Annotated in this window: 9 protein-coding genes; 7 read left to right on the top strand and 2 right to left on the bottom strand. The window is 44.9% G+C overall.

The features are described 5' to 3' along the window. Positions 1 to 220: 220 nt before the first annotated feature. The 4 genes from J2Z66_RS00045 (at position 221) to J2Z66_RS00030 (ending at position 5,332) form a co-directional block, all read left to right on the top strand. Complete coding sequence (locus J2Z66_RS00045; RefSeq protein WP_209968267.1) at positions 221 to 1,333, top strand: SGNH/GDSL hydrolase family protein; 1,113 nt, start codon at positions 221 to 223, stop codon at positions 1,331 to 1,333. Between the two features lie 243 nt (positions 1,334 to 1,576). Then, complete coding sequence (locus tag J2Z66_RS00040; protein ID WP_209968264.1) at positions 1,577 to 2,953, top strand: extracellular solute-binding protein; 1,377 nt, start codon at positions 1,577 to 1,579, stop codon at positions 2,951 to 2,953. 110 nt (positions 2,954 to 3,063) lie between these two features. After that, positions 3,064 to 3,966, top strand: a complete 903-nt coding sequence (locus J2Z66_RS00035) for a LysR family transcriptional regulator (RefSeq protein ID WP_209968261.1) — start codon at positions 3,064 to 3,066, stop codon at positions 3,964 to 3,966. A 109-nt stretch (positions 3,967 to 4,075) separates the two neighbouring features. Then, complete coding sequence (locus J2Z66_RS00030; protein ID WP_209968258.1) at positions 4,076 to 5,332, top strand: APC family permease; 1,257 nt, start codon at positions 4,076 to 4,078, stop codon at positions 5,330 to 5,332. Between the two features lie 741 nt (positions 5,333 to 6,073). Here the strand turns inward: J2Z66_RS00030 and J2Z66_RS00025 are convergent. Next, the gene (locus tag J2Z66_RS00025; RefSeq protein ID WP_209968255.1) at positions 6,074 to 6,610 is read right to left on the bottom strand and encodes a pyridoxamine 5'-phosphate oxidase family protein; all 537 of its coding nucleotides are present in this window, start codon (positions 6,608 to 6,610) and stop codon (positions 6,074 to 6,076) included. Between the two features lie 114 nt (positions 6,611 to 6,724). On the opposite strand from J2Z66_RS00025, the gene pdxR reads away from it, so the two are divergent. The 3 genes from pdxR to J2Z66_RS00010 all read left to right on the top strand — a co-directional run bounded on the left by pdxR (position 6,725) and on the right by J2Z66_RS00010 (position 11,455). Continuing rightward, the gene (gene pdxR / locus J2Z66_RS00020; RefSeq protein WP_209968252.1) at positions 6,725 to 8,179 is read left to right on the top strand and encodes a MocR-like pyridoxine biosynthesis transcription factor PdxR; all 1,455 of its coding nucleotides are present in this window, start codon (positions 6,725 to 6,727) and stop codon (positions 8,177 to 8,179) included. Positions 8,180 to 8,358: 179 nt separating this feature from the next. Next, the gene (locus tag J2Z66_RS00015; RefSeq protein WP_209968249.1) at positions 8,359 to 10,068 is read left to right on the top strand and encodes a polysaccharide deacetylase family protein; all 1,710 of its coding nucleotides are present in this window, start codon (positions 8,359 to 8,361) and stop codon (positions 10,066 to 10,068) included. Positions 10,069 to 10,120: 52 nt separating this feature from the next. After that, complete coding sequence (locus tag J2Z66_RS00010; RefSeq protein WP_209968247.1) at positions 10,121 to 11,455, top strand: DegT/DnrJ/EryC1/StrS family aminotransferase; 1,335 nt, start codon at positions 10,121 to 10,123, stop codon at positions 11,453 to 11,455. 1,000 nt (positions 11,456 to 12,455) lie between these two features. Here J2Z66_RS00010 and J2Z66_RS00005 read toward each other — a convergent pair. Next, positions 12,456 to 12,784, bottom strand: a 329-nt coding sequence (locus J2Z66_RS00005) for an IS4 family transposase (RefSeq protein WP_281068769.1), incomplete at its 5' end; no start/stop codon positions are given.

The following is a 12,784-nucleotide window of genomic DNA, read 5'->3' as shown; positions in this document are numbered from 1 at the left end:
GCCACTTACCCACCACCGACTCGCCAATCACTGAATGGAAGCTAAAAATGGATTGATAACATCAAGGATAAAATGTAAAATTAATAACATACATAACAGCGCATTCAATTGTGAAACAAGCTATTTCTGGAGGCGCTCATTCCCATACTAAATCCGATACAAAGTGTGGAGAGAAGCAAGTGCAAGTTAAAAATACTTATACAGTACAAGGAGAATGATAATGCCGGAGGAAAAAAAAGCTTTGCGCATTGATGAGCTTGATGCCAATATGAGTCTTGAATTGCCCCAGACAGGAGATACGAAATGGCTTTCACCACTGCATGCGCCGTTTCACATCGCGGGTTTAGCCTGGTTCGAGGAGGAAGGTGTGTACCGCAGGTTACCGAAGTCTCCGGCACATAAGATTTCTAACGCAGTAGAGGAGCTTGCGAATTGTACGGCGGGTGGACAAATCCGTTTTCAGACGAATTCTGCTGTGCTTAAGATCAGAGTGAAGCTTCAGGGTGCAGCGAATATGTATCATATGCCGGCCACCGGCCAATGCGGGTTCGACTGTTACATTGAAAGTGAAGGGAAATGGCTATATTACAGTACGACGACCTATGATCATACGAAGACGGAATATGAGAGCGTTTTTTTTGACGCTTTAGAGAAGCAAAATCGCAATATTATCATTAATTTTCCGCTTTATCAAGGGGTTCTTGATGTGGAAATCGGCGTTGAGCCGAATGCTGAAGTTATAGCTCCCATACCTTATAAGCACGCAGGACGCGCCATCTTTTATGGCACCTCGATTACGCAAGGTGGATGTGCTTGCCGCCCCGGCATGGCCTATACGAACATTTTAAGCCGCAAATTCCCGCTCGAATTTATTAATTTGGGCTTTTCCGGAAGCGGGCTCGGGGAGCCTGAATTGGCTGAGATCATAGCAACGATTCCTGACCCCGCCTGCCTGGTGCTGGATTATGAGGCGAACTGTCTTAACGCTGAGCGAATGGGGATTACACTTCCTGAATTTATTAATATTTACCGCCGCGTCCATCCGGAGGTGCCGATTCTTGTACTGTCCAAAATCAAATACGCCAGAGAGCAGTTCTTCGAAGAAGCTATGAAGGCACGATTAGCAATGAAACAGGTCCAGGAGGAAACGGTTGCCCAGCGGCAGCGGCAGGGGGACAGAAACATTTATTTCTACGATGGCTCGGAGCTGCTTGGTGAAGACTTTGAGGAATGTACAGTAGACGGTGTGCATCCGACTGATCTTGGTTTCTTGCGCATGGCAGAAGGTTTAACTCCGGTTATGGCACAAGTGCTGGGTATTAACCAAGCCTAAATTAGCTTTAAAGTAGCTTTAATATAAGCCAAGAAGTGGCCTAAAAGTAAGCTAGGGGTAATGCCCGTAGTAGTGCCCAATTTATTGCCCAATGAATTGCTCAAAGTAATGCTCATAGAAGGACCTTCCTGCATTTGGAGGGTCCTCTTTTCTATTTTCACAAGATTGTTATATACTTGTATCATCAGCAACTTGATGATGACTACGATTTAGACAATGATTATGAAATGGACGGACAAACCTATGAGAAGAGAGAGCGAATTTCGCTATTCCAAATTGGCCAATATGTTACGTGAGCAAATTCTATCTGGCTATATCAAGCCCGGGCAATTCTTGCTCTCGGAAAATGAGCTGTGCAAGCACTATAATTTAAGTAGAACGTCAGTTCGAAAATCCTTGGATCAGCTGCAGCAGGAAGGACTGATTGTAAAAAAAGTAGGACAAGGCACGACGGTTGCCTTAGATTTGGTTATACCTGAGAACTACCGGAAGGTACTGCGTATTTTTGCGGCAGCGCCATCATTTTTTGCTAATCAGTGTATGGATCTGATCATTCAAGCCTTCCAAAGCAAGTATCCACATGTCGAAGTGAAGCTGTACAATTTTCCGGCTCAAGATTTTTGGGGGTATGTGCGCTCCAACAGTGAGAATGGCTTGAAGCCGGACATTATCTTTACAGCGGATAGACATTGCTTTGAAGCGGAGGGCGAAGAGAAATTCATCGATTTGAAAGTTCCGCTTGCTGATAGCTTAGCTTTGCTATATCCACGCCTGGTAGATGCGTTTCACCGGAATGATGAGATGCTTGCGGTTCCAGTCACTTTTTCCACGATATATTTGGTGTACAATCCGGATTTGTTTGATAAGTATGGCATAGCACAACCAGAGCTTGGCTGGAGCAAGGCCGATTTCCTTCGCGCGGCGCGGGAGCTGACGCTTGATACGAATGGCGACGGGATTCTGGATCAATATGGATTTTCGATATCGACGGGACTGAACCGCTGGCCGGTTTTTGCTCTGCAAAACGGGTTCAGCTTTAAAGAGCCTGTGAAGCTGGAGGCAATTGAAAAGACACTGAACTTTATGCACGATTTGTTGTACCGGGAGCGGATCGCTATTATGAATCCAAGAACCCAAGTGGAATCCGAGGCTTTCGTCTATGGTAAAGCGGGAATGCTGCTGACGAATTCGGTCGAGCTTGCGGGATGGGGGAAAGAGAAGCTGCAATTTGAACCTAAGGTAGCCTCACTGCCTTTTGGCGAGAACCAGTCCACTTTAATGCTGGCCAGTGTTTTCATGGTGCCTGCCGATGGCGGGGCTGTGGATTGGGCTTTGCGCTTTTTGGAAACTGCGCTATCCAAGGAGGTTCAGGAGGAGATCAGCAAAGACGCGGGATACCTGTCTGTTCTTAGCTCCGTTAATGAGGAGAAATGGGACCGCTTAACGCTGGAATCACTGAACATTGTTGAGGACCGGATCGAGAACAGTCTGTTTCTAAACGAGATGTACGACGATCCGAAGGTGCTGGAGGAGCTGGAGGCCGCCATGGTGCTGTACTGGTGTGGTCTGGAATCGGCGGAAGCTGCAGCGCAAGGGATAGCCCGTGTGATAAAGAATTAAGGGGAACCAGTTAGAAAACCGTCAGGATGGTTCTGATGGTTTTCTTTGCTTTTTCTTGATCAGTAGATTTAAAATAATACGACGGGTGTAAAGGGATGGGGGAGTGCGTTATGAAATTGCAGCAATTAAAATATGCTGTTGAAATTGCCAATAAAGGTTCATTTAGTGAAGCAGCGCGAAGTCTGTTTATTTCACAACCTAGTCTTTCTAATGCTATCAGAGAATTAGAAGCTGAAATCCATATTTCAATTTTTAATCGAACCAATCAAGGGATCAGCTTATCGACGGAAGGTGCGGAATTTTTAGGTTATGCAAGGCAAATGATGCAGCAATATCAACTTTTGGAAGAAAAATATATAAATTATAAGCCTTCAAAACAACATTTTTCAGTGTCTACACAGCACTATACTTTCGCAGCAAATGCTTTCGTAGATCTAATCAAGGAACATGGTGCAGAAGAATATGAATTTACAATCAGGGAAACCAAAACCTACGACATTATCAATGATGTAAAAAGCCTGCGTAGTGAGATTGGCGTATTATATATGAACGAGTTCAATTCAAAAATTATTCTTAAATTATTAAAAAAAAGTGATCTTGTTTTTTCAAAGCTTTTTACAGCCAAACCGCACATATTTATTAGTATAAACAATCCGTTAGCTCAAAGAAAAAGTGTGCGTATCGAGGATTTGGAGGAATTTCCCTACTTGTCATTCGAGCAGGGTGAATATAACTCCTTTTATTTTTCTGAAGAGATACTCAGTACCTTGGAGCACAAAAAAAGCGTTAAAGTAAGTGATCGGGCCGCGATTGTGAATTTGCTGATTGGACTTAATGGGTACACGATTTCTACGGGCATTATTAGTGAGGAGCTTCATGGTAATGATTTTATTGCAATCCCTTTAGAGGTCGATGAGGAAATACACATAGGAACCATTACACATAAAAATGTGAACCTAAGCCGCTTAGGAGAACAATATTTAGGAAAACTACAACGAGTTACTAAATCTTGAGATAGCTTTATACTATATTACGCCATAGCTTTTTGGATTTACACTATACGGAACAAGACCGTTTATAATAATGTTACATAACACAGAGATAAATAAAGAGAGGCTGGTTGTGAACATTAATAGGAAAACTTTAGCTAAGGAAAATAAGCTTGGAGTGCTTACCCTTAGTGGATTAATTATTGGGCCTATACTGGGCTCTGGTATTCTCATGCTGCCTAATACTGTTTATCAAATTGCTGGAGATTGGGCTATTGCAGCCTGGATCATTATCATCGGAGTGAGTCTTGTTGCGGCTTATATTTTTGGTGCAATCAGTATACAATATCCGGGTGATGGGGGTATCACGAATGCCATTTGTATGGCTTTTGGAGAGCATATCAAAGTATTGGCTTCTTTATTTCTAATTTTAGGAGTATCCGTGGGGGCAGTGGCTGTATTAATGACAGCTAGTGAATATATGGCGCAAGTTGGAATAGGCAGTAGTATTTTTATTTGTTATAGTTTTACTGTTGCATGTATCCTTTTGTTATTTTGTAAGATCACGTTTATTGGAAAATTGTCTTTTTTGATGTCTACTGTTTCTGCCATTACTTTATTTGTAGCCGCAGTCGTCAGCCTTTCCATACACCCGAAGCCTTTTGCCATTACAACTCCTTTTCAGGTCAATCATATCGGGTATGCGGTTTTGCTCTTGTTCTGGGCCGTATTCGGCTGGGACATTATAGGTAATTACACCAAAGAGGTCAAGGATGTTAAAAAGACGACTACGAGAGCCATTATTTTAAGTTTCATTGTCATTGCTGTTGTCTATATGGTTGTCGCAGCAGCTGTGCAATGGACAGATATAAAAAGCTATTGGAACAAAGACTTTTCTCTCGCAGCCATTATGCATCCCTTATTCGGTGAATGGAGTCATTTAATTATAGCGTTTCTTGGCATTTTTCTCTGTGCATCGACCTATTTATTGTATGTAGGGGGAATATCCAGACTGACAGCTTCTTTATCAGAGGATCAAATATTGCCTGCTTTCATGTCAAAGCGTACCCGGCAGAACATTCCTTTTGTGGCCATCAGCACTATAGGGATTGTGAATCTCATAGTGATCTTTTTGATCCAGCTTGGGTGGTTTGATTTAGAATCTCTAGTTCTTATTGCGAATAGTTTTTTGGCGATGAACGCCTTGATTGGAATTTTAGCAGGCATTAAAGTGCTTAATAATAGGCTAGTAAACGTATCGGGCGTTATTTTATCCGTGTTTGTTCTAGTAGTCATTATGATGTACTCATCCACAAATGTGCTATTGATGATTGGGGCACTTTCCATTTATTTTAGTTATAAACAGTTGAAAACGTGTATAAAGCCATAGTAATTGAGAATCAATATCAATGTCAATGAATCGTGAGGAGTCTTTATTCTTACGGTTCTTTTTTATATTTGTATTTGAAAATATAAGTGAGTCAGTTTGAGCGTGGCAGGTTCGGCACTTTGAAGCTGGAAGGATGGAATGTGGGAGGAAGAACGATAGTGAGGAAAAGTAAATAGTAGTAAACAGTAGTGAACAGTAGTGAACAGTAGTAAACATTAGTGAACAGTAGTGAACAACTGGTAAGAAGGCCGGCTCCCCGAATGGAGCGTGTGCTCCACTTAACGATGTTTTTCATCGTTAAAGCAAGTGTTCCAGGTCAATAGGTCACGTTAACGATGTTTTTCATCGCTAAAAGAGGCCGGATGGGATCTTCGGGGGCATAAATGGAATTTTAACGATGATTTTCATCGTTAAGATAAGGTTGTGGAGAGAAGTTGGAGTTTTAACGATGAAAATCATCGTTAAAGTAGCAGCTCCTCTTGGTTGCACGCACTGGCGGGGGCGTTTTTCATTCCCAGCACCATTGTCCACGGAAAATGCTCTTCCAATCAGGAGAAAAAGCATTGCTGGTTTCCGGTTTGAGCTGGGTGTACGTGTGACTCGTGTGATTATAGCAGAGAAGAGGGTGGGGCTTATGGCTATGGGAGGAAGAGCGTTAGCGGCTGCCTTAAAGATTGTTTCTCACTTCTGCAGCCGTTCCCTCTCGTTCTCTCGTAGCGCTCCCAGCTTCCAAAAACGCTCCTATTGGATTTTTTTCCCGGCATAAAACATGGCATGCTCATCACGTTCATTTTCCTTGGCGGAAAGGAATGACTGATTTAGCTTGAACACTAAGGTGCGGCTGCCTAACGAAGATTTATATTTTTCAACATGCGTTTTGGACAGCGGTTGGTCATAATATCCAGGAACATATTTGTTCAGCATACTTTGCATCGCTTCAACAGCTTCATCTAGATCTGTAACAAACTCTACGCTCCCAAAAATCATAACACTCATATAAGCAGTATCTGTATGGGCAGGTACGGTATCAGTTATAGTGCCGAATTCCTCGCTAACTGTGAAGCAGGCAGAAGGATTGTCACGAATAAAGTCTATTTTGCGGCCTTCTGCTGCTCCATGGAAGTAGATGGTTTCATTCATCCAAGTGAAATTTAGGGGAACCACATAAGGAGTATCTTTGGCGGAAAGCCCCAGGTAGCCTGTTTTTGCATGCAATAAAAAGGTTTGGATTTTTAGTAGATCGGTACACTCTCTTTTTTGCATTCTTATGGGAAACATAGTGGTTGTCATCCTTTCTGTACGGCAGGATTTGTGATAAGGTCATAATATTAGATTATTGTACCTGTGAAAAGTGACAGTTTTATTTAATATGAAGGGGTCAGGTGTCTGGAGATGATTGAAATAACACCCTTGCTGGACAAGTTGGGAAAGAATCCGTTATTTGTTCAGTTGTACAGCTATATCAAGGAAAAAATTGAGGCGGGCATCATTGTCCGGGGGACTAAATTGCCCTCTATCCGCCAGTTGGCCGAGCATTTGAAAATTAGCAAAAATACAGTCGAGGCAGCGTATCAGCAGTTGCTATCTGAAGGGTATGTAGAGAGTAAGGGACGAGTTGGTTTTCTGGTCCTGCCATTGGAAGATATGATCCAGGATTCTACTTCTGCAGCGTCTGAAGCTGAGCCTTCTGCTTCGATTTCCACTGTAGTTTCTTCTGCAAATAGTAATGCTAATAGTAATGCGGATAGTAGTCCTGAGAAGTATAAGTACGATTTTCGTTATGGTCACATAGAAATTAAACGTTTTCCGATGGCGGTTTGGAAGAGCTGCTTGTTGGATGCTTTACATAAGGAATCCTCAGGGGTGCTAGGTTATGGGGATCCATTGGGGGAGTATGAGCTCAGGGTAGAAATTTCGAGGTATTTGTTTCAATCCAGAGGCATAACTTGTGTGCCCGAACAAATTTTTATTAGCTCAGGTACTCAGCAGTCCGTCAATTTCTTGTGTCAATTGCTGCCTTTAAGGGGACAGGTGGTCGGTATAGAAAACCCGGGCTATGAGGGGGTCAGAACCGTATTAAAAAATAATGACTGTACAATTATGCCCATTTCTCTTGAAGCGGACGGATTAAATATAGAAGAATTGTACAATTCTAATGCCAAGGCTGTGTATGTCACACCTTCTCACCAGTTTCCCCTGGGCATGGTTCTTCCGATACAAAAGAGGATGAAGCTATTGCAATGGGCCAACGAGCATGAAAGCCTTATTATTGAGGATGACTATGATAGTGAGTTCCGATATTTGGGACAGCCCATTCCATCCTTGAAGGCACTTGATTCGGGAGATCGGGTTATCTACACAGGTACTTTCTCGAAATCCTTTTTACCTGCAGCACGGCTCAGCTATACGGTTTTGCCTGCTGCGATTATGGATAGGATTGGTTCAGAGCTTCAGCTATATAGTCAGTCGGTCTCACCGATCCTGCAAAAAGCAGTATTTCTATTTATGAACGGCGGTCACTTTGCCAGGCATATTCGTAAAATGAGAAGGGTGTATCAAGGAAAGCATAAGGTTTTTATTCATGCGATTTCTCGTCACTTGGGAACAAAGGTAGAAATTATCGGGCTTAAATCTGGTCTGCATATCCTGCTGGATGTAAAAGGACGGACAAGCGAAGCCTTAATTGAGGAAGCGAAGCAAAGACAAATAGGTGTGTATTCTCCGAAGCATCATTGGCTAAATCCGGAGGAATGTCCCCGCTCGTATCTAATCCTGGGATTTGGGGGGATGGAGGAGGTCGCGATCGAAGAGGGGATTCATTTACTTAAAGAAGCATGGGGTTTATAAAAAAGATCCTAACTGGATCAGACTATAGTCTGAAGTCTGTAGTCCGTAGTCTGTAGGATGCAGGCTATAGGCTGTGGGAAGATTTTTTTGCGAAAAGGGTAGTTTTTTTTCACACTTTAAAATATAATACAGGTATGATACATATTATTATATTTTAAAAATGGAGATGACAAAATAAGATGAAACTTGCACGTCTTGGACTTCTGCTGGATCAGAGTGAAGCTCAGCGCCGCTGGACGTACGGTCTGAATGTTTTTGCCAACTATACGGAAGAAATTCTTGCTCATGCTGGAATTCCGTTCGAGATTATTCGTGATATCGGGGAGGTCGAGAACAGCTCGTTCGATATCCTGATAGCTGGCTCGGTAAAGGATGACGCAGCATCAACTTCAGTTCTATGGAAATATGTAGAGCAGGGCGGCGTGCTTATTTCGTTTGCCGGTTTGAATGCGCTTGCTGCCAAGCTGGGCTGTATGTGGAAAGAAAGAGGCACTGTTGGGTATGCGGCATTTGGAGCTTTTTATGATAAGGCAGAGGTGATCCGGTTCCTGCAGGCGTCACCTTGGAAGTCTTCTTCTGCGGAGAATGAGTTTTTGCAGGAGGAAGCAGGTGAGCTGCGGCGGGGGGAACCTGGGGGAGCTCCTATTGGCGCCGCTCTGCAGCGCTTCCGGATTGGAGAAGGCTTATTCGATCGTTGGGCTGTCGATATTCCGGCAACTATCGTCGGTTTTCAGCAGGGCAACAGCCCGGTGCTGGAGGATGGCGTTCCGGCATTGGATGGATCTGCGCCAATTAATGAAGGAATTCTAAAGGCTGATGACCGGAGCGAGATGGATTGGCATCATGACCGTCTTTACACGGAAACAGGAAACCCTTATATCGCCTATCCGTATGCGGATTTTTGGCGGGAACTGTTTATCGGACGTCTGCTGCGTACAGCGGTTGGGCAGGGGCTGACGCTGCCTTTCGTCGGCTTCTGGCCGGACGGTATAGAGCGTGTGGCTACGATCTCGCATGACAGTGACGGAAATGTGGAGGAATATGCACTGGCGACCCTGGCTATTCTGGACGAACTGCAGATACAGTCCACCTGGTGCATCATCGAACCCGGATACAGCACGCCAATTTATGATCAAATAAAAGCGGCAGGTCACGAGCTCGCATTTCACTACAATGCACTGGAGTCAGACGACCGCATATGGGATCAGGATGATTTTGATCGTCAGCTTCTCCTTTTGCAGCAAACAGCAGCACTGGATAAAGTCACTTCCAATAAAAATCATTATACCCGTTTTGAAGGCTGGGGAGAGCTGTTCGAGTGGTGCGAGGCTCGAGGGATCGAAAGTGACCAAACTCGTGGTCCGAGCAAAAAAGGTAACGTGGGCTTCTTATTCGGCACCTGTCATCCCTATTTTCCAATAGCGTGGTCGAACGATCAGAACCGGTTGTATGATGTTCTTGAGATTGGCTTTTTGACGCAGGATCTGGACTTATCCTCACATTGGTCGGACAGCACGATCATTGTTCCCTTTCTCGAGGAGATAAGTAAGGTTGACGGCGGAGTTGCCCACTTTCTGGTTCATCAAACGCATATCGGCATGCGGGAAACGGTCCGCAACTCATTCCGCAAAATTGTGGCAGAAGCTCGCAAGCGCGGCTACGTATTCTGGAGAGGGAAAGAAATTAACGATTGGGAGCGGGCGCGCCGGAGCATCAAGGTCACTGCGGTGGATGATACGAATGTTTCTGTTGAAGTGGGGATGCCACTGCCTGCGAATGCAGTTATTTGGGCGCCTATGCCAGAGAGTTATGCTCCATTAGCAGGAGAAACAATTGAGACCCGCTATGGGGTAATCTGCCGGAAACAGCTTGCTGCAGGGGCTGTATAAGAGATATGAGATATTTGTTAAGCACACATTGGGGATAAGGGAGGTTTTTAACATGGGTAATGAAAAGCTTGCTCTGCTAGGGGGACCCAAAGCAGTCGGACAGGTAGAAGCCGAGATGTTTCACTGGCCAATCGTTACAGAAGAAGATGAGGCTGCTGTATTGGAAGTGCTCCGTAAAGGGACGATGTCCGGGACAGATGTTACGAAGAAGTTCGAACAGGAATTCGCGGATTGGCTCGGAATGGATTATGCACTTGGTTTCAATAACGGAACGAATTCCCTGCAAGCAGCGATGTACGGCTGTGAAGTTGGGATAGGCGATGAGATCATCTGTCCGAGTGTTACTTACTGGGCCACGGCGCTGCCCGCTTTCTCATTGGGGGCGACTGTTGTGTTTGCAGAAATTGATCCGGTGACGCTGTGTATCGATCCCAAGGATATCGAGCATCGCATTACGGAACGGACGAAAGCGATTGTTGTGGTGCATTATTTGGGACATCCGGCAGATATGGATGCGATTATGGAAATTGCCGAAAGGCATCATATCAAGGTAATCGAAGATGTATCTCATGCTCAAGGCGGTTATTACAAAGGTCGTAGGGTCGGGACGATCGGGGACGTTGGGGCGATGTCTCTGATGGCGGGCAAATCGTTTGCTATTGGAGAAGGCGGTATTTTTGTAACTAATAACAGAGACATTTATGAACGAGCCATTGCTCTTGGCCATTATGAGCGCTTTAACGATAGCATCCAGAACGAGGCGCTGCGGCCGCATATAGGCGTCCCTTATGGCGGGTATAAATATCGTATGCATCAAATGAGTTCGGCAGTTGGCAGAGTTCAATTGAAGGAGTACGATCGGCGGATTGGCGAAATTGACAAAGCGATGAACTACTTCTGGGACCAGCTGGCAGACGTCCCTGGGATCCGCGCGCATCGGCCAGATCCGGGCAGCGGCAGTACAATGGGCGGCTGGTATGCGACACATGGGCATTACGTTGCCGAGGAGCTTGGCGGCTTGTCCGTCTCCCGCTTCTGTGAAGCGGTTCGAGCGGAGGGAGCGGATGCTAGCCCTGGCTGCAATTTGCCGCTGCATCTCCATTCACTGCTCCATGAGGTTGATGTATACGGACATGGCAAGCCGACCGTCATTGCCAATGCGAACCGGGATGTGCGCCAGGAGAGGGGCAGCTTGCCTGTCTCTGAAGGCATCGGTGCCAAAGTATTTGGGATTCCATGGTTTAAGCATTACCGTCCGGAAATTATTGAACAGTACGTTGAGGCATACCGTAAGGTAGCAGCAAATTACAAAGAGCTCCTGGCTGAAGATTCCGGGAATCCAGGGAGTGTTGGGGGCTGGAATTTCTTTGCTGGCGCACGGCGGTAATGAAGCATAGACGAAGCATAGATTCGATAGATTCGAAAATCATGGCAGCAATTGGCTTTTTATAGATTAGTCTGCGCAACATTACTGAAAGCATCGCTATGGCATGGGATGCCATGCTATAGCACTGTACAACATGCACAAGCGCAAGCATAATAGGCACAACTTGACCAGCGTACAATATGAACAGCAAGCATAGTATATGTACAGTTATAGCGAATGGACGTAAGGGTTACGGACATGAGGTACGCTATTTTACCATTTATCTCTTTTTGGCAAGAGTTACGGACATAGGTTCCGTTATTTGCAATAAATACATGATTTTGGCGCGGTTTCTGCATCAATAAGGGCTTTCATGTCCGGAAGCACCGCAAAAACCCCTTGAATTGTTAAAATAATGGATCTGATGTCCACAGTGTTCGTGATATTTAATGAGAGACGTGTAGCAATTCACCGAAACAGGAAAATCCGTGCACTTAACAGACGGTTTCATAATAATTGAACGATATCGTTGTAATTGTATGAACACATTCAAAGAAGAGCAGGTCTTTATTCGCAAAAAACTATAATCTGCGAATGAAGGCCTGCTCTTTTATGAATCTCTCAATTCAATATATTAAATTGACTCAACACCACAATCAGTGCTTGACAAATGAATGGATAGCTAAAACTGGAAAAACATCTGCCAATCCTGTACGGTTGAAAGTTCTACCCAACAAAAGAGGAATAGACCGATGCAGAATCCGTATATCACAACGACGGAAGATATCTTCCAGATACGGAAAGGACCTGTCTTTAACGGTCACCGCTGACCTTTAGAGGCTGATTTTTACAAATTCACGATTCTAATGGACATCCGCGACCATTAGAAGGGGGTTTTCCCCACAATCGCCCCCTTTTCAGCCTGTAAGGGACATCCGTGAACGTTACAATCTCATTTCGCTGCATTTCCGCTTCTAACGGACTGCGGTGACTAAGCTTGCCCCACAACGTTTCCGGAAATTTACAGTAAGAATCGATACGTATCCAAGACGTTGCGAAACACTTGGAGCCCCCTCCACAGCACCTTTACGCCCGGGGCTCCATCGCTCTTGCGCCCTAAAAAGCCTCCCAGTTTGGCCAAAGCCAACACAGACTCCTGCAGGGTAGGCAGCTTGGCAGGAAGGGTTTTCGTTTTATTGGCGATGCGATAGAGAACTTGCCCTTCCTCTTCGCTCATCACCTGCGTGCAGGGCACATCGGGATCTAGCCGGGACAGGTAAGTCAACCGTTGCAACCCCAGTGCGATGATGGAGTACATCAAGATGAGCTTCCGTAGTTTTTCCGCATCGT

Source organism: Paenibacillus eucommiae, from assembly GCF_017874215.1.
GTDB lineage: Bacteria > Bacillota > Bacilli > Paenibacillales > NBRC-103111 > Paenibacillus_AI > Paenibacillus_AI eucommiae.
The sequence above is the reverse complement of the archived record's forward strand: the minus strand, read 5'-3'. Positions and strand labels throughout refer to the sequence as shown.